This is a genomic window from Falsiroseomonas algicola (assembly GCF_011040385.1).
Classification (GTDB): Bacteria; Pseudomonadota; Alphaproteobacteria; order Acetobacterales; family Acetobacteraceae; genus Falsiroseomonas; species Falsiroseomonas algicola.
Window position 1 is genome coordinate 1 of sequence record NZ_JAAIKB010000024.1, and the last position, 24,865, is coordinate 24,865.

Below are 24,865 nucleotides of genomic sequence, written 5' to 3' on the forward strand. Positions count from 1 at the left end.
GGTGGAGCAGCCCGGTAGCTCGTCAGGCTCATAACCTGAAGGTCACAGGTTCAAATCCTGTCCCCGCATCCCAATGATACCTCCAAAGCCCCCACGGCCACCGCCGCGGGGGCTTTCGCACGTCCAGCCCCGGAGACGCGCAGCAAAGACGCCAGGGCGGCCGCTTCCCCAACCGCGTACCACCAACCAGGGACCGACGACAAAGGCGGTGCCAGGCGATGCTGGCCCAGCGCGTCGACGCCCCGATCTCCGCCTGAACGGCACCGTGACATGTCCGCTGCCACGAACGGGGCGAGGCCCGGCGTTCGGCGGTGAGGCCGCCTGTCCGGCCTGCCAGACGAACCAACGGAAGGATTCGGGAAATCGCCGCCGGCGCCGAACCGCGATCCGAGGGTGCCGTTCGGCCGTGACACTGCGCTCTGGCGCAGGGTCCAACGGGCAAGGAGGAGGGATGATGATCGGCCTCACGACACGGATGGCCGCAGGCCTGGCGCTGGTGACGCTGCTGGCCGGGCCGGCCGCCGCGCAGGGGGCGCCTTCCGCGTCCTGCCTCGACAGCCTCGGCGCGCTGGACCGCCGGATGGACCAGGACGGCTTCTGGCTGTCGGGCTACCGGGCGAGCCTGGGGTGGAGCGGCGTCGCGACCCCGCCCGGGACGGAGCCGAACATGGGCGTGCGCGCACCAGGGCTTGTGGCGCCTGGCGGCGCCGTGGCAGCGGGCGCTGCTCCGACGCGCCCCCCGGCGGGCACCGATGCGGGCACCGATGGGGGCGTCAGCCCCTTCGCCGCGGTGGATTGGGACGGCGCGCCTGCACAGGCGCTTCGCATGCTCTTCGCAGCGGCCCAGATCCTCGGCCAGACGGGGCGGGAGGAACCCTGCCGGGCCGTGCTCGCGGCGGCCGAGCAGGATTATGAGGGCTATATCGAACGCCTCCGTCAGGCCGGCGTGCGGCCTGCCGACATCAGCAGCTGGCGCGAGAAGCAGCTCGCCATCGCCCGTCCCGTGGCCGAGGCCGGGCCGCTGCCGTCGGAGGTGATCGAGGGCACCGATCTGCGTAACCCCCGGGACGAATACCTCGGCAGGGTCGCCGATCTGGTCATCGGCCCAGGCGGCGAACCCGCGCTCGCGGTCGTGCGACGGGGCGGCTTCCTCGGCGTCGGGGGCGGTCATGTGGCGGTGCCCTGGCAGGCCCTGCGCGTCACGCCTGGCCTTGATGCCTTCGTGCTGGATGCGACGCGGGCGCAGATGGACGCGGCGCCGCGCCTGGACCGCAACCTGTCCCGCACGCCGGAGGCCCATGGGCGGCTGGCGGAGGACGTGCGCGCCTTCTGGTCTGGCCAATCCGCCGCGACCGGCGGCGGCGGCTGATGGAAGGCCGGGGCGGCGTGGCGCGGTGCCGCCCGCCGCTCCCGGCTCCGCGTGGCGCTGCCGACGAAGCCGTCGTCATCTGCCTCGCAGGCGGCCTTCTGCCTGCGCGACCCGACGGAGGGGCAGCCCGCGATCGCTCTCCCGCTGCACGGCACGCGATATGACCCTGCGCGGCGGCATCGCCTCGCCCAGGGCGCCAGGCGGCTTTCCGCCGCGCGGCCGCCGAATGGCGCCACCGCATCCAACAGCCCGGCCGGCACCCTGACCTGCAACGGCCGGTCCCGCGAGTTCCTGCCCCCAGGCCGGACGCCGCCGGATCAGCCGTCTGGCGGCCCTGCCACGTCGCGGGACAAGTCGCGCGCCAGGCGCGCCTGGCACCACCGCCCGTACCAGTCGCTGATGCGCGGGAAGGCCAGCATCGCTCGCGGCCCCAGCCCCGGCGCGGCGTAGCGGCGGCCCGACAGCGTCGCGGACAGCAGGCTCCGTGCAACAGCCTCCGCCGACAGGATGGGCGCGTCGCGCAGGTAGCGGCGCGCGACGGGTGGGCGCTCAGCGATCTCGGCTCGCAGTTGCGGCGTGTCGGTGTCGCCCGGGAAGGCGACTGTCACGGTGACGCCGTGCGGGGCCATCTCCAGCGCCAGCACATCGCCAAGGGCGCGCAGCGCGGCCTTCGACGGTGCATAGGCGGAAAAGCCATGGAAGGAGCCGAGCGCTGCCGCCGAGGAGACGAGCAGGAGCCGGCCCTGCCTGGCCTCCGCCATGGCGGGAAGGCATGCATGGGCCAGGTTGAGACTGCCCAGGTAGTTGGTTGCCATCGCCGCCTCATGATCGGCCAGCGGCAGGTCCAGGAACACGCCCGGCTTCGCGATGCCCGCGCAGGCGATCACCAGCGTTGGCGGCCCGTGCCGAAGAATGGACGCGCCGCAGGCTGCCCGCAGGGCCAAGGCGTCCCGGACATCGCAGGCGGTGGTCGCATAGCGGGCGCCCGCTGCGCCCAGTTCCGCGCGGGCGGCGCGGAGCCTGTCCTCGCCCCGCGCGATCGCCAGCACCTCCATGCCCGCCGAGAGCAGTTCGCGGGCCATCGCCAACCCGATGCCGCTGGATCCGCCGGTGATGATGGCCAGTCCCACGCGTCGTCCTGAAGCCTCCGGTGGTGCAAACCATATAGTTGATGATGGCCAGGATAAATCGCGAAATGCTTTCTTTCCTCTTTCGGCCGGCAAGCGGCGGTGAATATAAATGCGCGATGCCAACGACCATCCGGACCTCGCCGGCGCCCCGCATTCCATCGGCTGTGCTGGTGGTGCCCCCTTCCTCGGCGGGCCGTCGCGGCGGCGGCACATCGTCCAGCCAGACACTGCCGGGATCAATGGGATGATGGAGGCGCCCTTGCCGCGTGACCCGCATGCGGGCGCCACCGCCCCCTGGTCGATCGGCCGCTGCCCATCGGGCGCCGCGGCGGGGCCAGCCGGGTGATCTGCGCGCCGGAGAAGGGGCTTGATGTCCTGGGCCTTGCCGCCCGCCTGCCGGGTGCGCCGGGCCTCGACGCCTTCTGGACGGCGCTGCTTCAGGGGCGTTGCACCGTCTCCGATTCGGTCCCGGCGGGGCGCTGGCGGCCGGAGCGCTTCCTGAGTCCGGACCGGGCCGCGCGCGGCACGACCTACACCTTCGCGGGTGGCTACCTCGACGATGTCTTCGGCTTCGACGCCGCCGCCTTCGGCTTCTCCCCGCGGGAGGCCGCGCAGACCGATCCGCAGCAGCGGGTGCTGCTGGAGGTGGTGTGGGAGGCGATGGAGGATGCGGGCATCCCGCCCTCCAGCCTCGCGCGGCGGCGGGTCGGCGTCTTTGTCGGCGCCTCCGCAACCGACTACGCGGATGTGCCGCTGCTCGACCTCGGCGCGATCGGCGCGCATTTCATGGTCGGCAACAGCCTCTCCATCCTTGCCAACCGCATCTCCTACGTCTTCGACCTGCGCGGGCCGAGCCTGACGGTCGATACCGCCTGCTCCTCCTCCCTCGTCGCGCTGCACCAGGCGGCGGTGGCGCTGGAGCGCGGGGAGGTGGAGATGGCGGTGGTGGCGGGGGTGAACATCCTGTCCTCGCCGGCGCCCTTCGTGGGCTTCTCACGCGCGGGCATGCTGTCGCCGACCGGGCGCTGCCGGCCCTTCTCCGCGGCGGCCGATGGCTATGTGCGGGCGGAGGGCGCGGTGGCGCTGGTGCTCGGGCGGCCGGGGGCGGATCGCCCGCTGCCGGCGCGGGCCAGGCTGCGCGCCATCGGCACCAATTCGGATGGGCGGAAGAACGGCATCGCCTTCCCCTCGGTGGAGGGGCAGCGGGCGCTGCTGGCGGCGACCTATGCGCAGGCCGGGATCAGCCCCCGCTCGCTCGCCTTCGTCGAGGCGCATGGCACCGGCACCGCGGTCGGGGACCCGGTGGAGGCGCGGGCGATCGGGGAGGCGCTGGGGCAGCCGCGCGACCGGCTTCTGCCCGTGGGCTCGGTAAAGTCGAATATCGGGCATCTCGAGGCGGTGTCGGGCCTGGCGGGACTGGCCAAGGCGATGCTGGCGCTGGAGCACCGGCACCTGCCCGCGACGCTGCACCTCGATGCCATCAATCCCGCCATCGACGTGGCGGCGCTGAAGCTGGCGCCGGCCCGCCAGGCCCTGGACCTGCCGGCGACGGGCCCGCTGCTGGCTGGCATCTGCAACTACGGTTTCGGCGGCACCAACGCCCACGCCATCCTGGAGGGTGTCCAGCGCGCCGAGGCACCGGCGGCGGCGGCGCCGGACCTGCTGGTGATCTCCGCCCCGACGCGGGAGGGGCTGGCGCGACTGGCCGCTTCCTATGCGCCGGCGGTCGAGAGCCTCGGCGGAGCCGCGGTGGCGGCGGCCGCCGCCGCAACGCGCGACCTGCTGCGCCATCGCCTGGTGGTGGACCTCAAGGAGGTAGCCGATCCCGCCGCGGCCCTGCGCGGGATGGGGGGGCGAAGCGGGGAGGCGATCGCCCCCCGGGCCCGCATTGCCTTCGTCTTCACCGGCAATGGCTGCCAATATGCCGGCATGGCGCTGGAGGCGCTGGAGCGCTCCGCCGTCTTCCGCGCGAGCGTGGAGGCGACCGCGGCGCTGATCCGCGATGCCGGCGGCACCTGCCCGCTGGAGACGCTGCACGCGCCGGATGCGGAGGAGCGCCTGGCCGCCACCACGGCGGCGCAGACGGCGCTTTATGCCATCCAGATGGGGCTGGTGGATGCGCTGGCGGCGGAGGGGCTGGCGCCGGCGCTGGTGCTCGGCCATTCGGTGGGGGAGGTCGCGGCGGCGGCGGCGGCCGGCATCCTGGACCGTGCCCAGGCCGCGCATGTCATCGCGGCCCGCAGCGCCTGCCAGGAGGCGATCCGCGGCCTCGGCCGCATGGCGGTGCTGGGCTGCGAGGCCGGGCGCGCCCGCGCCCTGGCCGAGGCGCTGGCGCGGGAGGAGGGGGCGTCCCCTGCCGCGCGGGTCGAGGTGGCGGCGGAGAATGGCCCGGCCTCCACCACCATCTCCGGCCCTGCCGCCGCGATCCGCGCGGTGATGGCCGCGGCGCGGCGGGAGGGCATTCCCTCCGTCCTGCTCGACATCGACTACCCCTTCCACCACGCGCTGCTGGAGCCGGAGCGCGACACGGTGCTGCGGGCCCTGGCGGGGCTGGCGCCGGCGGCGGGGCAGGTGCCGCTGGTCTCCGCCGTGACGGGGGCGATCGCCCCGGGGGTCACGCTCGGCGCCGGATACTGGTGGGACAATATCCGCTCCCCCGTGCTCTTCGCGCCAGCGATGGCGGCGGCGATCGGGCAGGCGGAGCTGTTCATCGAGATCGGGCCCCGGCCGCTGCTGGGCAATGCCATGGCCGATGTGGCGCGGCGGGCGGGGCAGGCGGTGGCCGTGATGGGCAGCCTGGCGCCCAACCCGCCGGCGGGGAGCGACCCGATCCGCGCCATCCTGGCGGAGGCGGTGGCGCGGGGCGCGGTGCCGCGGGGTTGGGGCGTGGCGCGCGGGCAAGGCCGGCGCGTGCTGCCGCCCATGGCCTGGAACCGCGCGCATCACCTGATCGAACGGACGCCGGAGGCCTATGGGCTCTATGAGGGCGAGGCCGGCAGCCCGGGATGCCATCCCCTGGCCGGGCTGCGCGTGGCGCCGGGCGGGCTGGAGTGGCGGCACCGGCTGAGCCTGGAAACCGTGCCCTTCCTCGCCGGGCACCGCGTGGACGGCCAGGCGGTGCTGCCCGCCACCGGGTTCATCGAGATGATGGCGGCGGTGGCGGAGCAGGTGCTGGGCACGGCGCGGCTGCGGCTGCATGACCTCGACATCCTGCGCGCCCTGGTGCTGGAGCCCGGTCAGACGCGGGAGGTGAGCATCACCTTCGACCCGGCCGACCAGGTGCTGGCCGTGCGGTCCCGCGCCCGCACCGACCATGGCGAGCCCTTCGTGCTGCATGCCCGCGGCACCGCGCAGGTCCTGGCCGGGGAGGCGCCGGCACCGGCGCTGCCGGCCGAGGCGGGCACGCCGGTGGAGGCCCGCGAGGTCTATGCCGCGGCGGCGCGCGCGCGGCTGGACTATGGCGGGGCCTTCCGGGCCGTGACGGCGCTGACGCGATTCTCGGGCGGCTTCGCGGCGGTGCTGGAGGGGCCGGCGCCGGACCTCGGTGCCTTCCCGCCGATCATGGTGACCGATCCCGCGACGCTGGACGCGGCGCTGCACGGGCTGTTCCTGGACCTGATGCCGGTGCCGAACTGCGCGGCGGGGGAGTTGCCGGTGCGCGTCGGGCGCCTGTCGCTCTTCGTGCCGCGGGCGCGCATCGCGCGGGCCGTCGCCCGGGTGGTGCGCCGCAGCCGGGGCACCCGCGTGGTGGATGTGGACCTGATGGGCGCCGACGGGGCGCTGGTGGCACGGGTGGACGGCGCCGTGATGCGGCGCGTCGTCTTCGCGGCCTGGCGCGATGCGGACCGCATCATCCTGCCCTGCGACCATGACGCGGGGAGGCGGCGCCTGGCCCTGCGGGAGGCGCCGGCGCTGCCGGCGTTGACGGCGGAGCCGGAGGTGGCGGCCGCGCTGTCCGACTGGGCGGTGGCCCTGGCCGGGCGCTTGCCGGCCGACCCGGAGGAGGCGGTGCCGGCGACGGCGCGGCCGCTGTGGCACGCGCTGCGGGAGGTCCTGCGGGAGGGGCGTTCGCCCGCCGATCCTGAAGCGGCGCTGCGCGACCTGCTGCGGCGCTGCCCGGCGGCGGTGGCCGATCTTCGCCTGGCCTCGCATGCCATGGACCGGCTGGGCGAGTTCCTGCGCAGCGGCGTGCCCGCGGCCCCGGAGCCCTCGCTGGCGGATGGCTGGCTGGCGCGGTCGCGGCTGGTGGCGCCGACGATGGAGGCCGTGGCCTCCGTGATCCTGGCCCGGGCGGGGCAAGGCGCGCCGCTGAGGGTCGCGCTGCTCGAGCCCGGGCTGGAGGGGCTGCTGCCGCGCCTGCTGCCCGCGCTGCGGGAGGGGAGGCTGGTGGCGGAGGTGCTGACCGCCACGCCGCGGCAGGCGGAGGCGGTGCTGGCGCGTCTCGGCGCGCGCGGCCTGGTGCCGGTGCGGGAGGCGGCGGAGGCTCGGGCGGCGCTGCCGGATCTGGTGGCTGTCGTCGCGGTCCAGCCGCTGGACGCCTCGCTTTCCCAGCCGCTGCGGCAGATGCGGGCGCTGGGCGGCGGGGTGCCCCTGCTGCTGGGCGTGCCGCCGCATCTGCCGGTGATCGACCTGCTGCGTGGGGCGGAGGAGGGGTGGTGGGCGCTGACGGCGGACCCCGAAGCGCCGGTCGGCCAATGGCCCCTGCCGGCGGAGACGCGGGGGGCGGTGCTGGCCGCCGGCCTCGGCCCGGTGGTGGCGGAGCGGCTGGACGCCGATGGCGCAGGGCTGATGCTGCTGGGCGGCACGGATGCCGTCGCGGCGCCGCCAGCCCCTGCGCTGCCGCCCATGCGGGTGCGGCAGGCCGCGATGGGCCGGGCGCGCGCGCTGTTCCCCGACCTGGAGCTGCGCGCTCATGGCGCCGGCCTGCCCGATCCGGCGGAAGGCGAGCTGGTGCTGGACCTGGAGCCGGGGCCGGCGATGGCGGAGCGGGCTGCGCTGCGGGACCGCATCCTGAGGCTGCGCGACCTGGCGCAGGCGCTGGCCGCGGCGCCCGGACGCCGGCTGCTGGTGGTGGTGGAGGGCGACGGCGCGCTGGCGGCGGCAACCGGCGCGGTGGTGCGCAGCCTGGCCAATGAATGCCAGGCGGTGGCGATGGGCGTGCTGCGGCTGGCCGATGGCGCGACCGCCGATGGCGTCGTGCCGGGGCTGCGCGCCTTCCTCGATGCCGGGGAGCGGGACATCCGGGTGGATGCGGCGGGCATGACCGTGGCCCGGCTGCGGCGCGGTCGGCCGGCGCCGTGCGCGCCGGGTGAGGATGAGCGGACGCTGCTGGTGCAGCAGGGCACGGGGATCGATGGCCTGGGCTGGGTGCTGGCGCCCCGCACGGCGCCCGGGCCAGGGGAGGTCGAGGTCGCGGTGGCGGCCACGGGGCTCAATTTCCGCGACGTGATGCTGGCCATCGGGCTGCTGGACGAGGAGATCCTGGGGGAGGGTCTGACGGGCGGGAGCCTCGGCTTCGAATTCGCGGGGCATGTGCTGCGCGTGGGGGAAGGGGTGCCGGACCACCTGCGGCCCGGCGCGGCGGTCGTGGGCTTCGCGGAGAATGCCTTCGCCTCGCATCTGGTGGTGAAGGCCGCGCAGCTGCTGCCGGCGCCGGCGGGGATGCCGATCGAGGCCGCGGCCGCGCTGCCGGTGGCGGCCACCACGGCCTGGCACGCGCTGGTGGACCGTGCGGGGCTGCGGGCCGGGGAGACGCTGCTCGTGCATGGCGGGGCGGGCGCGGTGGGGCTGGCGGCGCTCGGCATCGCGCGGGCGCGGGGCGCGCGGGTGATCGCGGCGGCGGGCACGCCGGAGAAGCGCGCGCTGCTGCGGCGGCTCGGCGCCGATGCCGTGGTGGATTCGCGCGCGCCGGACTTCGAGGCGCAGGTGCGCGCCGTGGCGGATGGCGTCGATGTCGTGCTGAACGCCGTGGCCGGGGAGGCGATGCGCGCCACGCTGCGCCTGGTGCGGCCCTTCGGGCGCTTCGTCGAACTCGGCAAGCGCGATTTCCTGGAGAACACACGGCTCGGCCTGCGGCCCTTCGCGCGCAACATCGCCTTCATCGGCGTCGATCTGGACCAGCTGCTGGCGCATGCGCCGGCGGTGGCGCTGGAAGCGGCGGCGGCGGCGCTGGATGCGGTAGCGGGCGGGAAGACCCTGCCCTTGCCGACTCTGGTGCTGGAGGGGCCGGCGGTCAGCGACGCGTTCCGGCTGATGCAGGCCTCCGGCCATGTGGGCAAGATCGTGGTGCGGCCGGCGCGGCAGGGCGCGGCCCGCGCGGCGGCGGGCTTCGTCCCTGCGCCAGGGCTGCATGTGGTGCTGGGTGGGACGGGCGGCTTCGGGCTGGCCATCGCCTTCTGGCTGGCGGAGCGGGGGGCGAGGGCGATCCTCGTCGCGTCGCGGCGCGGGCTGGTGGATGACGACGCCCTGGCGCGGATCGAGGCGCTGCGGGCGAGCGGCGTCGTCTTCGAGGTCGAGGCGCTGGACGTGACCGACGCGGCCGCGATGGCGGGCGCGGTGGAACGCTGGCGGGCGGCGCATGGCGCCATTGCGGGGGTCGTCCACGCCGCCATGGTGCTGGAGGACGGGCTGCTGCAGGGCGTGACGGCGGAGACGCTGGACCGCGTGCTGGCGCCCAAGGTCGATGGCATCCGCGCCGTGGGGACGACGCTGGTGGGGCAGGGCCTGCAATACCTGCTCGCCTGTTCCTCCGTGACCACCATGGTCGGCAGTCCCGGCCAGGGCGCCTATGTCGCCGCCAATGGCTTCCTGGAAGGCGCCATGCGGGAGTTGCGCGGGCAGGGCCTGCCGGCGCTGGCGGTGTGCTGGGGCGCCATCGCGGATGTCGGCGTCGTCGCGCGGACGCGCGGCCTGGCGGAGCGGCTGCGGGCCTCGACCGGTGTCGCGGGCGTCACCGCGGCGGAGGCGCTGGCCTATCTCGAGCGGCTGCTCGCCGATCCCGCCGCCGCGCCCGTGGTCAGCGCCTATACCGTCGCGCATTGGGCGGCGGGGGCACGGGGGCTGGCGACCGTGCGGGCGCCGCTCTTCGCCGAATTGTTCGCTGGCGGCGTGGAGGAGGAGGAAGCGGCCGGCGCGCTGCTCGACCTTGCCGCCCTGCCGCGGGAGGAGGCGGCGGAGCGGCTGCTGGCGGCGGTGCGGGAGGAGGTGGGGCGTATTCTCCGCCTGCCGGTGGAGGAGGTGGATGCGGACCGCAACCTCATCGACCTCGGCCTGGATTCGCTGATGGCGCTGGAACTCCGCCTGGCGCTGGAGAAGCGGACGGGCGCGGCGATGACCGGGCTGGCGGCGCTGGGCGGCGGGCAATCCGCGCGGCAGCTGGTGCACCGGCTGCTGCCGGGCCTGGTCGGCACCGTGCCGGAGGGCGAGGCCACGCCGCCGCCCGAGCAGCAGCCGGCCGAGCCGGTGGCGGGGGAGGCGCGGGCATGAGCCGCCCCGTCAGGCAGCGCGCCCTGCCGGCGGCGCCGGCGCGCGATGACCCCTTCCTGCAGCATCCCCTGCATGAGGAGATCGAGCAGGAGCGCTACTGGGGCGGCGTGCTCGGCGTGCGCGATCCCTACTACCGGGTGCGGGAGGCGCTGCCGGAGGGCCAGGCCCGGCTGGATGGCCGGGTGATGCGCAACTTCGCCAGCTACGACTATCTCGGCCTGAACCGGCATCCGGAGGTGCTGGCGGCGGCGGCGGAGGCGGCATCCCGCTGGGGCATCTCCGCGGGGGGCAGCCGAATGACCTCCGGCGAGCGGCCCGTGCATGGGGCGCTGGAGCGGGAGCTGGCGGCGTTCACCGGCGCGGAGGCCGCGGCGGTCTTCGTCAGCGGCCATGCGACGGCGATCTCCGTCATCCTGACGCTGATGGGGCCGCGCGACCTGGTGGTGCATGATGCACTGGCCCACAACTGCCTGGTGCTGGGCGCCGATTCCTCGCGCGCCGCGCGGCTCGCCTTCCGGCACAACGACCTCGACCACCTCGAGGAGATCCTGCGCCGGTCTCGGCACCTGCATGACAAGGTGCTGATCGTCTCCGAGGGGCTCTTCTCCATGTCCGGCGATGGGCCGGACCTGCGGGCCCTGCTGCGGATCAAGCAGCGCCACGACGCCTGGCTGATGATGGACGAGGCGCATGCGCTCGGCGTGCTCGGCGCGACGGGGCGCGGCATCGCGGAACACGCCGGCATCGACCCGCGCGAGGTCGAGGTCTGGTTCGGCACGCTGTCCAAGTCCCTGGTCGGCTGCGGCGGCTATGTCGCGGGGTCGCGGGCGCTGGTGGACATCATGCGGGCGCGGGCGCCGGGGCTGGTGTTCAGCGTCGGCATGCCCCCGCCGGTCGCGGCGGCGTCGCTGGCGGCCCTCGGCGTGCTGCGGCGGGAGCCGGCGCGGGTGGCTCGGCTGCGCGCGAATAGCCGGCGGCTGCTGGAGGGCGTGCGGGCGCTCGGACTCGATGCCGGGACGGCGTGGGGGGAGGGGATCGTGCCGGTGATCCTGGGCGAGGTGCCGGCCACGCTGCACGCGGCGCAAACGCTGGAGGAGGCGGGCATCTGCACCTTCCCCGTCCTGCCGCCGGGCGTGCCGGAGGGGACGGCGCGGCTGCGCTTCTTCGCCTCCGCCGACCACGCGCCCGCGGATATCGATGCCGCCCTGGCCGCGCTGGCGGAACTCACGGGATGACGCCGCTGCGGCGGAATGGTGGGCTGCTCGCGGCGCCGGAGGCGCGGGCGCTGGATGCGCTGCTGCCGATTCTGCCGCGCTGGGTCATGCCGGACATGCTCTCCGCCATCGGGCTGGTCGGCGCGGTGGTCGCGGCGCTGGGCGTCGCGCTGGCGGCGGAGGGCGCGGCCTGGTGCCTGGTGGCGGTGCTCGGGCTCGCGCTCAACTGGTTCGGCGATTCGCTGGATGGCCGCCTGGCGCGGCATCGTGGCATGGCGCGGCCGCGACGGGGCTACATCCTCGACAACGGGCTCGACATGCTGGGCTACCTGGCGATGGCCATCGGCTTCGCCGTGTCGGGCCTGATGTGGCCGGCGCTGCCCTTCATCGCGGTGGCGCTGCATTTCATGCTGGTGAACCTGGCGGCGGCGCGGCTGGCGGTGACGAATGTGCTCGACCTCTCGGCCGGGCCGGTCGGCACGACGGAGCTGCGCGTGATCTTCGCCGGCGTGGTGACGCTGCTGGCGGTGGCTCCGCCAGGCATGGCCGCGGCGCCGGTGATGGCGGGGTGGACGGCGCTCGACCTCGGCGGCTGGGCCTGGGTGGTGGCGATGGGCTGGGGCTATGGCGCGGCGCTGCGGGCCGATCTGCGCGAGGCCACGGCCCGCGATGGCGGCGTCGCGCGATGAGCGAGGGCGGGATGGGGGAGGCGCCTTGCCTCCGCCTGGCCATGGTCAGCACCACCGATGCCCTGTGCGGGATCGCGAGCTACACGCGGGCGCTCGCGCCGCAGTTGCAGGCTTGGATGGAGGTCGAGGTCTTCGGCCTGGACCAGGACCTGCTGCTGCAGCGCCATCCGCGGCTCGCCGCGCTGGGTGACCGCCACATCGAGGCGATCGCGGCACGGCTCGCGGGCTTCGACGTCGTGAACATCCAGCTCGAATTCGGCACGCTCGGCCTGACGCCGCCGCGGATCCTGCGCCGGCTGCGCTGGCTGATGGAAGCGGCGCCGGCGCTCTCCCTCACGCTGCACCGGGTGCCGGAGCCGGGGGGCTGGGGCACGATCGGCGGCGGCAGGCCGCGGGAGGTGTTCGACCGCTTCATCGCCGCGGTGCATGAGGCGCGGCTGGCCCGCGGGCTGCACGGGCTGATGCGGCAGGCGGAACGGCGCGGCCCCTTCGCCATCATCGTGCATGGCGCGCGGGAGGCGCGGCTGCTGCGGGACCTGCATGGCTACGGGACGGTGGAGCATCACCCGCTGGCCTTCCTGACGGCAGCGCAGGCGCAGGCCGTGCGGGCAGCGGCCAGCCGGACGGAATTCGCGCAGATCGCGTCGCTGCCGGCCAATGCGGTGCTGGTCGGCGTCTTCGGCTTCCTGTCGCCCTACAAGGGCATCGAGACGGCGATCGAGGCGATGCGCCTGCTGCCGGAGACGCATCACCTGCTGCTGTTCGGCAATGTCCATGCGCAGCGCTACCGGCCGCATCAGGCGATTGATCCCTACCTCCAGCGCATCGTGCAGGCCTGTGGCGGGCCCATGGCGCGGCGCGTGCACTTCATGGGCAGTCCGGGGGATGAGGATTTCGCGCGGGCGATGGCGATCTGCGACGTGGTGGCGATGCCCTATCTCGAGGTGGGGCAGACCAGCAGCGGCGCGGTCGCCATGGCGCTGGAACTGGGCTGCCGCGTCGTCGCGTCCCGGACGCGGAACTTCCTGCAGCTGGATCGCGCCATGCCGGGGCTGATCGAGTTCTTCGACATCGGCAACGCGGTGGAACTGGCCCAACGCCTCCTCACGCCGATCGAGCGTCGCGACGGCAGCTTCCTGCCCTTCACCGTCAACACGAATGTCGCGCTCTATCGGCGGGTTCATCGGGCGCTGGCGCAGGCACGAGCGACAGAACTTAAGGTTGATGAACATCGCTAATTGTTTGACTCATGGGTGAGCGAGGGCGATCATTGCGACGGTGGTGACCGGCAGGATTTCGGGTTTGGATCACGGCCCCGCCGCTGCCCAATGCGGGCCCGTTGGGTCCAAGACACGGACGATGCCGAATGAGCGCCGAGTTGTGCCTTGCGACTGCCGAGCCGGTGCTGCGGGACGAGGTGCCTGGCGAATCCCTGCCTCGGCGCCTGCGCTTCCTGCACATCCGCAAGACCGCGGGGACGACGCTGCATTCGCTGCTGGATGACCTGATCGCCAGCGACCGGACGGCGCGTGCCAGCAGCCTTCGGCATGAACGGATCACCAGCCGGATCACCGAGGCGGACCGAGCGCGCTACCTCTACATTCATGGCCACGGCTCCATCGATTGGTTCGAGGAACCGGACGCCTTCGTCTTCGCCTTCTTCCGCGACCCGCTGTCCCGCTTCCTGTCGGAGCGCCGGCAATGGTCGCAGGCGAGCGACGAGGACCTGGCCGCGGCGCCGGAAGCGCCGTCCCGCGCCATGGCGCGGTTCAGGACGCTCGACATCTGGGGCTTCCTCGATGCCATCGCCGAGCATCCGATCGCGATGACGTCGATGTGGAACCACCAGACGCTGTCGATGGGCCTCTGGCCCGTCCTGACGGCGCGGCTGGGGCGCGAACGCTGCGAGGACCTGGCGTTCGGCGAGCCCTGCACGCTGTTCGAGACGGGCGAGGCCTTCCGCGCCTTCCTGGAGGCGGAGGCGGATGCCATCCTCGACGTCGCGTTGGCGAAGCTGGAGAGGCTGTCCTTCATCGGGCTGACGGAGCGCTTCGCGACGCAGGTGCCGGAACTGTTCGACCATCTGGGCCTGCGCCTGCCGCGACGCCTGCCGGTGCTGAATGCACGAACCTCCTTCGGCGATGAGGGAAATCCCGGTGTCGCCGACGCCATCGCGCCCTTCATCCGCCTCGATGAGATCCTGGTCCGCGAAGCCTGCCGCATGATCGATGCGAAGCCGCGGCTCACGCGGTCCGCGCGGGCCGACTACATGGGACGCGAGGTTCGGCGCGGGGAGCGGATCGAGCGGGATGCCGCCGATCCGCCGGGCGGGCCAGGCTGGCATCCCCATCATCGGCGCGCCGACGGCCACGCCAGCCGCTGGTCGCGCAGTGAGCCCTGGCTGTCCTTTCGCGGCGAGCCCGGCGGCTATGCGCTGGCGCTGGATGTCTATGGCGCGAACGACGCCAATACGATCCTCGGCGCGCGGCTGCGTTGCGGCGACCGGGTGACGGACGCGGTCGCGGAGCAGATGGCGGACGGGCGCTGGCGGCTGCAGGCGCCGTTCACGGTGCTGGAGCCGGGGCTGTGCGACCTGGCCATCCTGCTGCCGACCGAGGCCGAGGTGGGCATCGAGGTTGCCGGCTTCGCGATCACGGCGGATGACTGGATCGCGCCGCCCGATGCCGATGCGGTGGATGCGGAACGTCGCCACTACGGCGAGGAACGCGTCCGTGGCCATGTGGCCTTCCGCGAGGCCGTCGGGGCGCTGCGCGCCCGGCCGATGCTGACCACGGAGATGGAGGCGGTCCTCGCCTTCGGGCGCGTGGCGGAAGCCTTCTGCCGCCGCTTCGACCTGCGCTTCGCCGCCGGCTGGCAGCATGCCGCGGGATGCCTCACCGCCGCCGATGTGTTCGCGGCGGCGATCGACCTGGTGGCGGCCGGCGCCGAGGCGGCCGGGCTGGCGCCGGAGGCGCGGCAGCGACTGGAGGAGGAGGTCCGGGGGCAGGTGGCGCAATCCCTCGCCCGGCTTCCCGGGGTACCGGCGCCGCCGGGCTTCGCGCGCGTGGAGAGGGGCCCGGAGGCGGTCCCGGAGGCCTTCCCTCGGGGCGACCCGCGCGCGACGCGGGTGCTGGCGGATGCGGTGCAGAACCTGGTGGCCATCATGGACTGGCTGACCGAGGAAGCGCTGCGGCGTCGATAGGACGGCGTCCGGCAGGGCGGTGCCAGGGGCGAGATTGACCCGCCGATGGGACGTGTCACGCGGAATGGAACAGGACCGGTGAAGAAAATCGCCTCTGAGGCGATATTGGGGTGGAGAATATTCCACCTGTGGTGCATCGTCGCTGGCGACCGTTAGCTTCCGGTTGAGGACCCTCGGACGGGCCGGCCCGGCGGCGCTGCAACGGGTTGGGACGGCCGGCAGCGATCCGGTCGGGTCTTCGAATGGCCCAAGACGGGGGACCGAGCCTGATGGGCAAACGACTGGCGATTGTGTCGAGTTTCAACGAGGAATGCGGCGCGGCGTTCTACTCGTCGCGCCTGAAGGTCCATCTTGAAGCCGCGGGCCACCAGGTGGATGTGAAGCGGCTGCCGGTCTCCCTGCTGCGGGTGCAGACGCCGCGCGTCATCCGCAACAAGGGCGACCAGGCGGTGGCGCAGATCGCGGGCGAGTTGCGCGACTACGACGCGGTGCTGCTGCAGTTCGAGCCCGGGCTCTATGGCAGCAACCGACGCACGTCGTACCGGCGCGTGACGAAGCTGCTGAAGGCGGCGCGCAACGCGATCGTCACCGTGCATGGATTCGATCGCGCCTCCGCCGGCGCGGGCGTGCTCTCCGCCATCGATGCGCTGATCGACCGCGACCTGCGGCGCGCCTATGCGCATATCACGGTCGGCGGCCTGGTGGATGAGATCGGGCGCTTCTGGAAATTCGTCGCCAGCGCGCCGCATGTGAAGGTGATGACCTTCTGCCGCGGCGACGAGACGCTGCTGAAGCGCTTCTACGGGCTCAGCCGCATCACCAACTACCCCATCACCTACTTCTCAGCCGAGCAGGCGCGGGAGATCCGCGCCTCGGTGGACCGCGATCTCTTCCTGCGGAAGGTGGGGCTCGATCCCCGGCACAAGCACTTCGCGGTTTACGGATTTCTTAACGCCTACAAGGGCCACATGACGGCCATGAAGGCGCTGGAATACCTGCCCGACGATTGGCACCTGTCCATCATCGGCGGCGAGCATCCGCAGGGCCTTTCGCCGGATCGCGACATCGGCCCCTATGTGCGCCAGCTCCTCGCCTTCGGGCTGACGACGGAGGGGCCGGCAAGCGCGGACCAGGCGATGGTCGCGCTGCCGGGGGAGGGGCAGGCGATGAAGCCCGTCTCCTACGAGAAGCAGCAGATCCGCACGGAGCTGTTCCGCTACTCCGAATTCCGCAACTTCCTGCCATCGCGCGACCTGCGCGACCGCATCCACTTCCTCGGCCAGGTGAGCGACGAGGAGATGCCGCGCTACTACCACGCGATGGACTTCGCCGTGCACCCCTACATCAAGACGATGTCGGGGCAATCCGGATCGGGGCCCGCGACGATGGCGGTGGAGTTCGGATCGGACGCGCTGTTCAGCAACGCGCCAGTGTTCCGGGAGATGGGCCAGTACTTCGACGGCGCCATGGGCTTCTTCAACATCGGCAATTTCGTCGAGCTGGCGGAGGCGCTGCAGCGCTTCCCGAACTTCCGGCAGGAGCTGTCAGCGAATCGCGAGAAGGCGCTGCAGACCTACAATCCCCGCGGCATGGTTCAAACCTACATGGATCTGATCGATGCCTGAACGCGCGCATTGGAACGTCCTCATCACCGGCGCCTGCGGCATGGTGGGGTCGCACATGTATGAACGGTTGCAGGCGGAATGCGCCTCCGTGACCGGGACCTACACCAAGCCCACCACGGATATCCGCGAATTGCCGCTGGCCGACCGGCTGGTGGAGATGGATGTCCGCTACGGGCAGCATGTGACGGAGGTGATCGAGCGGCTGCGGCCGAACGTCATCTTCCACCTGGCGGCGCAGAGCTATCCGACCGTGTCCTGGGAAAGGCCGCAGGAGACGCTGGAGACCAACGTCGTCGGCACCGCCAATGTGTTCGAGGCGGTGCGGATGCTGCGACGACGCAGCGCGGGCTACGACCCGGTGGTGGTGGTGGCGTCCTCCTCCGCCTCCTACGGCGCGAGCCTGCTGAACAGCAACGGACCGATCACGGAGGATGCGGCGCTGCTGCCGCTGCATCCCTATGGCGTCAGCAAGGCGGCGACGGATCTCCTCGCCTTCCAGTACTGGAAGTCGGACGGCATCCGCAGCATCCGGGCCCGCATCTTCAACTGCAGCGGGCCGCGCAAGAAGGGCGATGTGGTGTCCGACTTCGCGCGCCGCATCGCGGCGCTGCCGGCGGAAGGGGGCACGCTGCGCGTCGGCAACCTCCGCACGCGCCGCGCCTTCCTGCATGTCGCCGACTTGATCGAGGCGCTGATCGGCCTGGCGCAGAAGGGCGCGCCGGGCGAGGCCTACAACATCAGCGGCGAGGAGGTGGTGGAGGTCGGCGCGCTGCTGCCGATGTTCGAAGCCATCTCCGGCAAGCGCGCCACGCCCGATGTCGATACAAGCCTGCTGCGCCCGACCGATGAGCCGGTGATCGCCGGCGACAACACGCGGCTGCGCTGCCGCACCGGCTGGGTGCCGCAGCGGCGCGTGCGGGACATCGTCGAGGATGTCTACGCCGATGCCGCCTGGCGCGTCGCCAGCGCCCGCGCCGCCGCCGCCACGCCCCTGCCACCCGTCATCCGTCGCACGGCCACACTGGGAGATCCCCGCCTTGGACTCGCACTCCGATCCCTCGCCGCCCAGCATGCCGACAGACCTGTCGCCAGCTAGCTTCGCCGCGGAAGCGGCGCCGGAACCGGCACCGCCGCCCTTGCCGACGCTGAAGGACCTGCTGCCCGCCAGCATCTTCAAGCTGCGCACGGAAGCGAATCTCGGCGTGATCGAGCCGTGGTTCTTCAAGTCGCTCTCCGTGCCGGGCGACATCGTGGAGATCGGCTGCTTCCGCGGCACCATGTCGCTGAAATTTGCCTGGGCGCTGCGCGAACTCGGCCTGACCGCCGAGAAGACCGTCTATGCCTTCGATACCTTCGAAGGCTTCCAGATCGATGATCCCGGCGGCGGGGCGCTCGGCATCGGCGCCTATTCCGACAACGAGAATGCCTTCGAGCACCTGACGGCCTGGTCGCATGTTCTTCCGATCCGGCCCATCAAGGGCGATGCCACGCAGACCTGGCGGCAGCTGACGAAGCCGCTCTCCTTCGTGTGGCTCGACCTCGACATGGATGTGCTGATGGCGCCGGTCTTCGAGGGCATCCTGCCGCTGATCGGGCCCAACACCATCGTCGGCATCGACGATGTCGGCAGGCCGGAGACGCCGACGGTGAAGCCCTGGGTGGAGCCGCTGATCGAACAGGGGCGGCTGACGCAACTCGCGGAATATCCCGGCGCCTTCATCCGGTTCTTCCATCTGAACAAGGGCTGAGGCTACTCCGGCGCGCGCTGCTCCGCGGGTGCGAGCAGCGTCGCCTCGTAATAGTCGAAGGCATCGTCGAGGCGGTCGAAGACATCGAGCCGGCCTTGATGCATCACCGCCGCGCAATCGCAATGCCGGCGGATGGTGTCCATGTTCTGCGACACCAGGATCAGCGAGGCGTCGTGCAGCCTTGCATCGAAGGCGGCGGCGCATTTGGCGCGGAAGGCGGTGTCGCCGACCTCGAAAGCCTCATCCACCAGGTAGATGTCGAAGTCGAAGGCGAAGCTGGAGGCCATCGCCATGCGCGCGAACATGCCCGAGGAATAGGTGGCGACGGGCATGTCGAAATAGGGGCCAAGCTCCGTGAACTCCTCCACCCAGCCCGCCGTCTCCGCATGGTCCATGCCATAGACCGTGCAGAGGAAGTGCAGGTTCTGCCGGGCCGTCAGCATGGGGTGGAAGGTGCCGGTGAAACCGACGGGGAAGGAGACGGCGCCCTCCATCACGATGCGGCCGGCATCCACCGGCTCGCTGCCCGCGAGCAGCTTCAGCAGGGTGCTCTTGCCCGCGCCGTTGCGGCCGAGGATGCCGAGGCGCATGCGACCGGGCAGGTCGATGGAGACGTCGTCCAGGATCACCTGGTGGCCGCCGCGGCGGCGGAAGGTCTTGGTGACACGCTCGAATCGCATCATGGGCGGACCTGGCGCCGCAGCGCCACCTCCAGCACCAGGCCGAGCACGGTGAGGCAGACCGCCCATTGCAGGACATAGAGCGGGGACAGCCAGGGCGGTTCGTATTGCGGGAAGATGCCGTGCCGGAACCACTCGATGAGGTGGAGGACGGGGTTCATGATCATCCAGTCGCGCACCCATTCCGGCATGTGCATGGGCAGGTAGAAGATGCCGGAGACCATGTAGAGCAGGCGCTGCGCGCTGACCCAGAGCTTCTGCACGCCGCGATTGAGGCTGTTCAGCGCGGCGCCGAGCAGCGCGAGGCCGGTGCCGAGCGCGATGCCGGCGAGGAAGGCGGCCGCGACCGTCCACCAATCATCCACCAGCGCGTGTTCGCGCAGCAGCACCATGCCGCCGAGCACGACGAAGCAGGCGATGCCATCGACGATGAGATGCGCGAGGGCGACGCTGAAGACGAGGTCCAGGCGCCGGATCTGCGGCACCTGCAGCAGGCTCGCTTCCTCGCGATAGGCGTTGAAGGAATGCTGGGTGATGTGCGTGAAGGCGAGGAAGACGAGGACGCCCGAGGCGTAGAAGAAGAAGAGGTCCTTCCCCAGCGGCGGGCGGCCATGGTTGAAGTAGTACATGCCCGCCGCCAGCACGGCCATGTGCAGCATCGGCTCCAGCACCGCGGAGAAGAGGCCGAGGCGGGAGAACTGCGTCATGTGGTGGATGCGGTAGCCGACCAGCGCGTTCAGCGCCCGCGCCTGGCCCGCCGCGCCGCGGCGCAGCGCATCCCATTCGGATCGGGGCGGCCCTGCGCGGCCGGGGCGGCGTGGGAGCGGGCGATCCGGCAGGGCGGCGGCCTGGGTCGTGATGTCGGGTTCCGCCTGCAGCAGCAGCGTGGCGCGGCGCTGCCGCACCCGTTCATCGGCCGGCAATGCGTCCCGCGCCCGGTCGGCAAAATCCAGCGCCAGCTGGCGCTGGCCGGCGGCGGATTCGAGTTCGACCCGGAGCAGCCAGGCTTCGGCATGGGTGGGCGCGACCTCCAGCAGCCGGTCGAGCAGCGAGCGCGCTTCGGCGAGGTCGTGCAGGCGCATGGCGATGCCGGCGGCGTGGTAGAGCAGGGCGGGGTCGCCCTCCCGCAGCGCCAACGCCTTCAGCGCGCCGGCCAGCGCTTCCCGCAGCCGGCCGAGATGCAGCAGGACGGCGCTGCGGAGGTGGTGGAAATCCACCCCGTCGGCACCCGCGGCCGCCGCGCGATCCAGCACGGGCAGCGCCGCGGCCCAGTCCTGCTCCGCCGCCAGGCCGCGCGCCAGGATCATCAGCAGCGTCGTGTCGTCCGGCGCCTGGGCGAGCCCCTGCAAGGCGGCCTCCGCCATCTCCCGCGCCTGGCCGAGGGAGGAGGCGATATGGGCGCGCAGCCGGCAGGCATCGGCATGGGCGGCCGGGTCCTCCAGCGTCACCGCATCCAGCATGGCGCGGGCTTCGAGCGGCTTGCGGAGATGCAGCAGGATGCGGGCGCGGGCGATGGCGAGGGCGGCTTCCCGCCGGCCCGTCGCGGGCAGCTGGGCGAGGGCGGCGAGCGCGCCGGAGCCGTCGCCCTGGCGGACCAGCATCTCCGCCAGCCGCACCCAGCCCTGCCAGTCCTGCGGCGTGCGCAGCAGATGGGCGCGCATCACGGCGGTGGCGGCGGCCTCATCCCCCGATCGCAGCAGCACGCCGACCAGGCGCCAGCGCTGCGCCGGCGTGTCGCGATCCGGATGGGCGGCGATCAGCGCCTGCAGCCAGGCGGCCGTCAGCGCGCTGTCACCGGCGCGGTGCGCGACCTCGATCGCCACTTCCAGCGCGCGGGCATCGAAGGCGTCGCGGTCTGTCAGCCAGCGCCGGGCGATGACGTCGATCGGGGTGTCGAGGCTTGGCGGCCAGTCCGCGGCCTCCGGTGGCGGGCTGTCAGGCATGCTCGCGGATGGAGCGCAGCGCGAAGGCGGCGAGCAGCCACAGCACGGTGCCGCCGGCGGCGACCTGCAGCAGAATCAGCCAGCGCCGCGGCCATTCCGAGGTCTCGGCGAGGGTCGGTGCGACGAAGGTGGTGAGGTAGACGAGCTGCCGCGCGGCCTCGGCCTGCGCCGCGGAGAGCGCGGTCTGGGCGCGTTCCAGCCGGGCGACGGCGAGGCGTTCCTCGACCTCCAGCGCCGTGTAGCCGCTGAGGCGGGAGGCGATGGAGCGGTCCTGCGTGCCGCCACTGGGCCCGGGGCCCGTGAGTTCGCCGCGCACGCGGATGATCTCCTGCTCCAGCCCCGTGACGCGGCGGCGGAGGTTGTCGACATGCACGGCATTCGGATTGCCGCCGCTGGCGAGTTGCACGGCAAGCTGGCTGCGGAGTTCGGCCAGGGATTCGCGCAGGCGCGTTTCCACCTGGCTGACCATCTGGGCGTTCAGGTTGGGGAACAGCATCTCGTTGGCGTTGCGGAACTCCGCCATCTCCAGCCGGACGCGCTGGAGATCGGCCTCGGCTTCGGCGAGGTCGCGCTGGGCCTGGCGGAGCCAGTCATCCTGCGACCGGCGGCCGAGGCCGTTAACGAGCGACTCGGCCTGGTCCCGCAGCGCGGCGGCGAGGCGCTGTGCATCCTCCGGCGAGAAGGCCCAGACGCGGACGGTGGTGACGCCCGTGGTGTTGTCGAGATAGGGCTGTACCATGCCGCGCCAGTAGCGGAGCCGCTGTTCGATCGGCATGGCGGGGTCGAGCCTGAACAGCCAGTCCTGCTCCGGCCGCGCCCAGAGCGTCGTGACGTCGAGATCGCCGCGGATGTCGTCCAGCGCCTGCCGGCTGCGGAGATACTGGTTGATGATCTCGCTGTCCTGCAGCAGGGCGGCCAGCGGATTGACGCCGGAGAGCGCGCCCATGACGGAGGGCTGGTCCGCGCGCGTCACCGCCTGGCGGCGGACGGTGAAGCGGAATTCGGAAACATACTGGTCCGCGGCGAGATAGTGCAGGTAGCCCGCGGTCACCGCGAGTGGCAGCAGCAGGAAGACCAGCGCGCCGATTAGCAGGCCCTTGCGGGACCGTCGGCGTGGCGCCCAGGTATTCGGCAGCGGAGCGATGGTGGCATTGGCGTCGCGCCGCGCCAGCGCGCCCTCGCCCCGCGTCGCCAGCGACCGGTCGCCCGGTCGGCGTTCCTCACTGACCGATCCGAAACGGGGCGCCACGGGCGATGTCATGCGCCCCATATTCTACCGGTGCGATAGATGGGGGGCAAGAATGAAGCGCCCGTGGCGCCGTGCTCAATCCGCGAACTGGCCCGCTTCCAGGATCAGCGGGCGCAGCCGCGCGATCTCGGAGGCCAGGAACTGGGTGTGATGCTCGGGCGTCACCTCCTCGTCCCGCGCGACGGTCGTCAGCGTCTCCGCGAAGCGCTGGCGCAGGCGTTCGTCGCGCAGCGCGGCGCGGATGGCCTGGGCGAGGCGCTGCTGGATCTCGGGCGGCGTGCCCGCCACGGCATAGAGGCCGTGCCAGGCGGACATGATGAGATCGACGCCCTGTTCGCGTGCCGTCGGCACGTCGAAGCCCGGGATGCGCTCCGGCAGCGTGACGGCATAGGCCTTGATGCGCCCGTCCCGCGCGAAGGGGGCGGCGACGGTCGCCTGTTCGCAGGAGATGTCGAGCCGGCCGGCCATCATCTCCGTCATCGCGGGCGCGCTGCCGCGGAAGACGATGGTGGTTGCGCTGCGCCCCGCCGCGGCCTGCATCAGCATGCCGCAGAGCTGGTTGGATCCGCCGAGCCCGGCATGGCCGAGGTTCAGCCGGTCACCCTGCTCCCGCAGCACGGCGAGGTAGCCGGGCAGGTCGCGCGCCGGGAAATCGGGGCGGGAGACGACCGCCATGCCGGTATGGGAGACGACGCCGAGGGGGGCGAAGCCGCGTTCGATGTTGAAGGGCAGTTGCCGGTAGAGCGTGGCCGCGGCGGCCAGGCCGATATGGTGGATCATCAGCGTGTGGCCGTCCGGGCGCGACTGCGCGATGCGGGCGGCGGCGATGGTGCCGCCGGCGCCCGTGACATTCTCCGCCGCCACGGGCTGGCCGAGTTCGCGCGACATGCCCTCCGCCAGCAGGCGAGCGATCATGTCGGTGGGGCCGCCGGCGGCGAAGGGGATGGCGATGGTCAGCGGCCGGTTCGGGAAGGCCTGCCCGAAGGCGTTGCGACCGATGAAGGGCAGCGCGAGCGCGCCACCCAGGATCCCGCGGCGGGTCGTTCCCAAGATTTCCTCCCATGGCCGTCACGCGGCCTGTTGTGCGGGGGGAGTGTCGCATGCGGGGCCGCGACGGCGTCAATCCTCGAAGAAAGGCGTTTCCTCTGCCGCCGGGCCGCGCAGGCGGATGTCGAAGCGGAAGATTCGCAGGCCGTCTTCCGTGCCGTCCGCCACCGCGACGAGCTTCGGTCGCAGCGCGGGCGGCACGAGCGTCAGCACGGGATCGGCTGCATGCGCGGCTTCGTGATCCGGGAAGAAAACGGTGGTCTGGGCACGGCGCATCAGGCCGGCGCCCATGATGGCGATGTTGATGTGCGGTGCGCGGGGGCCGGCCTCGTCCTGGTAGGCGCCGGGCATGACAGTTCGGAACTCGTAGCGTCCCTCGGCATCCGTCCAGGCGCGGCCCCAGCCGAGGAAGTTGGGATCGGCCTTGTCGCGGCCAGGATCGAGCGGATGGTCGAAATGCCCGCCGGCATCGGCCTGCCAGGCCTCCAGGATCATGTTGAGGCAGGGCACCGCATCCTCCCGCCGCACCTGGCCGCGGAGGATGATGACCTCGCCGGTCGCGGTGCCGGTGGCGCCGTCGGCGACCACCGTCAGGTCGTTGTCCTGCGCGCGGAAGAAGGTGCGGGGGAAGAAGGGGCCGATGGTGTGCTCGGAACTGGGCAGCGACATCACGGCGCCTCCGGCGTGGCATGGCGGCCGCGCAGCACGATGTCGAAGCTGTAGCCGAGCCAGAGGTCACCGACCTCCGCCGGCGGCAGGTCCTTGGCGATCAGGCGCTGGCGCGCGGACTCGTCGGGGACGGATTGCAGGATGCGGTCGATCGCGTTCAGCGGGTCGCCGGCGAAATACATCTGCGTGACGAGGCGGGAGAGGGAGGCGGGGCCTAGGACGGAGAAGTGGATATGGGGCGGGCGCCACCAGGTCTCCTTCACCGGGACGGGATAGGCGCCGGGCTTGATGGTGAAGAAGGCGTAGCGGCCTTCCTCATCCGTGCGCACGCGGCCATTGCCGACGAAGTTGGGGTCGAGCGGCGCGGCGCGCTGGTCGATCGGGTTGAAATAGCGGCCGGAGGCATTGGCCTGCCACAGCTCCACCACCGCGCCCCGGACCGGCCGGCCCTCCTCATCCAGCACACGGCCGGCGAGGTGCATGAGTTGGCCGATGGCGGGGCGGCCCGGGATGGGCTCGGCCAGGTTGGCGTCGCCGCAAGGCAGCTTGCGGTCGAGCCGCAGCGGGCCGGTGGCTTCCGTGCGCGTCGTGGGGCGCCGGATCAGGGGCTGGGACGGGGTGTGGGTCCAGGTGTTCGGATAGCCCGCGATGGGGACATCCGGCTGGATGCCGGGCGGCCAGGGATCGAAGCGATCCGGCACGGTCTCGTGGTTCATGGTCTCGTTTCCCCGCGCCCCGGTCAGGCGGCGCGGACGAAGCGTGGCCCGGGGTGGGGGCCGCCGTCAACGTTATGATGCATAATGATCGCGCTGGCC

The 24,865-nt window shown here is 72.5% G+C and carries 17 protein-coding genes; 10 read left to right on the forward strand and 7 right to left on the reverse strand.

From position 1 onward, the window contains the following. The first annotated feature begins 451 nt into the window (after positions 1–451). Complete coding sequence (locus tag G3576_RS28960; protein WP_164697982.1) at positions 452–1,369, forward strand: PRC-barrel domain-containing protein; 918 nt, start codon at positions 452–454, stop codon at positions 1,367–1,369. A gap of 317 nt (positions 1,370–1,686) precedes the next feature. Here G3576_RS28960 and G3576_RS28965 read toward each other — a convergent pair whose 3' ends face one another. Next, a complete protein-coding gene (locus G3576_RS28965) occupies positions 1,687–2,499 on the reverse strand; it encodes an SDR family NAD(P)-dependent oxidoreductase (protein WP_164697983.1) in 813 nt (270 codons plus the stop codon). 109 nt (positions 2,500–2,608) lie between these two features. Between G3576_RS28965 and G3576_RS28970 the strand changes: the two genes are divergently transcribed. From G3576_RS28970 to G3576_RS29010, 9 genes are all read left to right on the forward strand, one after another. Next, positions 2,609–2,845, forward strand: coding sequence for a hypothetical protein (locus G3576_RS28970; RefSeq protein WP_164697984.1), 237 nt, complete (start codon positions 2,609–2,611; stop codon positions 2,843–2,845). Beyond that, complete coding sequence (locus G3576_RS28975; RefSeq protein ID WP_164697985.1) at positions 2,842–9,984, forward strand: type I polyketide synthase; 7,143 nt, start codon at positions 2,842–2,844, stop codon at positions 9,982–9,984. Before G3576_RS28970 ends, G3576_RS28975 begins: the two co-directional genes overlap by 4 nt. Further along, positions 9,981–11,219: an aminotransferase class I/II-fold pyridoxal phosphate-dependent enzyme gene (locus tag G3576_RS28980; RefSeq protein WP_164697986.1), complete on the forward strand. Its 1,239-nt coding sequence runs from the start codon at positions 9,981–9,983 to the stop codon at positions 11,217–11,219. Before G3576_RS28975 ends, G3576_RS28980 begins: the two co-directional genes overlap by 4 nt. Continuing rightward, positions 11,216–11,887 (forward strand): CDP-alcohol phosphatidyltransferase family protein, encoded by a 672-nt coding sequence (locus G3576_RS28985; RefSeq protein WP_164697987.1) that lies wholly within the window; start codon positions 11,216–11,218, stop codon positions 11,885–11,887. Before G3576_RS28980 ends, G3576_RS28985 begins: the two co-directional genes overlap by 4 nt. After that, positions 11,884–13,125 (forward strand): glycosyltransferase, encoded by a 1,242-nt coding sequence (locus G3576_RS28990; protein WP_164697988.1) that lies wholly within the window; start codon positions 11,884–11,886, stop codon positions 13,123–13,125. Before G3576_RS28985 ends, G3576_RS28990 begins: the two co-directional genes overlap by 4 nt. Before the next feature lie 128 nt (positions 13,126–13,253). Next, positions 13,254–15,089: a sulfotransferase family protein gene (locus tag G3576_RS28995; protein WP_164697989.1), complete on the forward strand. Its 1,836-nt coding sequence runs from the start codon at positions 13,254–13,256 to the stop codon at positions 15,087–15,089. A gap of 269 nt (positions 15,090–15,358) precedes the next feature. Beyond that, positions 15,359–16,714, forward strand: coding sequence for a glycosyltransferase family protein (locus tag G3576_RS29000; RefSeq protein ID WP_164697990.1), 1,356 nt, complete (start codon positions 15,359–15,361; stop codon positions 16,712–16,714). After that, positions 16,707–17,810, forward strand: coding sequence for a GDP-mannose 4,6-dehydratase (locus tag G3576_RS29005; protein WP_164697991.1), 1,104 nt, complete (start codon positions 16,707–16,709; stop codon positions 17,808–17,810). Before G3576_RS29000 ends, G3576_RS29005 begins: the two co-directional genes overlap by 8 nt. Continuing rightward, complete coding sequence (locus G3576_RS29010) at positions 17,785–18,462, forward strand: class I SAM-dependent methyltransferase (protein WP_164697992.1); 678 nt, start codon at positions 17,785–17,787, stop codon at positions 18,460–18,462. The genes G3576_RS29005 and G3576_RS29010 overlap by 26 nt, the downstream gene beginning before the upstream one ends. A 2-nt stretch (positions 18,463–18,464) precedes the next feature. Here the strand turns inward: G3576_RS29010 and G3576_RS29015 are convergent, their stop codons facing one another. From G3576_RS29015 to G3576_RS29040, 6 genes are all read right to left on the reverse strand, one after another. Next, positions 18,465–19,145, reverse strand: coding sequence for an ABC transporter ATP-binding protein (locus G3576_RS29015; RefSeq protein ID WP_164697993.1), 681 nt, complete (start codon positions 19,143–19,145; stop codon positions 18,465–18,467). Beyond that, entirely contained in the window at positions 19,142–21,085 is a 1,944-nt protein-coding gene (locus G3576_RS29020; RefSeq protein WP_164697994.1) for a tetratricopeptide repeat protein, read from the reverse strand. Before G3576_RS29020 ends, G3576_RS29015 begins: the two co-directional genes overlap by 4 nt. Beyond that, on the reverse strand, positions 21,078–22,346 hold the full coding sequence (locus G3576_RS29025; protein WP_164697995.1) for a hypothetical protein: 1,269 nt from the start codon (positions 22,344–22,346) through the stop codon (positions 21,078–21,080). Before G3576_RS29025 ends, G3576_RS29020 begins: the two co-directional genes overlap by 8 nt. Before the next feature lie 63 nt (positions 22,347–22,409). Then, on the reverse strand, positions 22,410–23,384 hold the full coding sequence (locus G3576_RS29030; RefSeq protein WP_235952520.1) for a Bug family tripartite tricarboxylate transporter substrate binding protein: 975 nt from the start codon (positions 23,382–23,384) through the stop codon (positions 22,410–22,412). Between the two features lie 69 nt (positions 23,385–23,453). Next, positions 23,454–24,050 carry a protocatechuate 3,4-dioxygenase subunit alpha gene (gene pcaG / locus G3576_RS29035; RefSeq protein ID WP_164697996.1) on the reverse strand — a complete coding sequence of 199 codons (597 nt, stop codon included), beginning with the start codon at positions 24,048–24,050 and terminating at the stop codon, positions 23,454–23,456. Then, a complete protein-coding gene (locus tag G3576_RS29040) occupies positions 24,050–24,766 on the reverse strand; it encodes a dioxygenase family protein (RefSeq protein ID WP_164697997.1) in 717 nt (238 codons plus the stop codon). The genes pcaG and G3576_RS29040 overlap by 1 nt, the downstream gene beginning before the upstream one ends. Positions 24,767–24,865 lie beyond the last annotated feature (99 nt).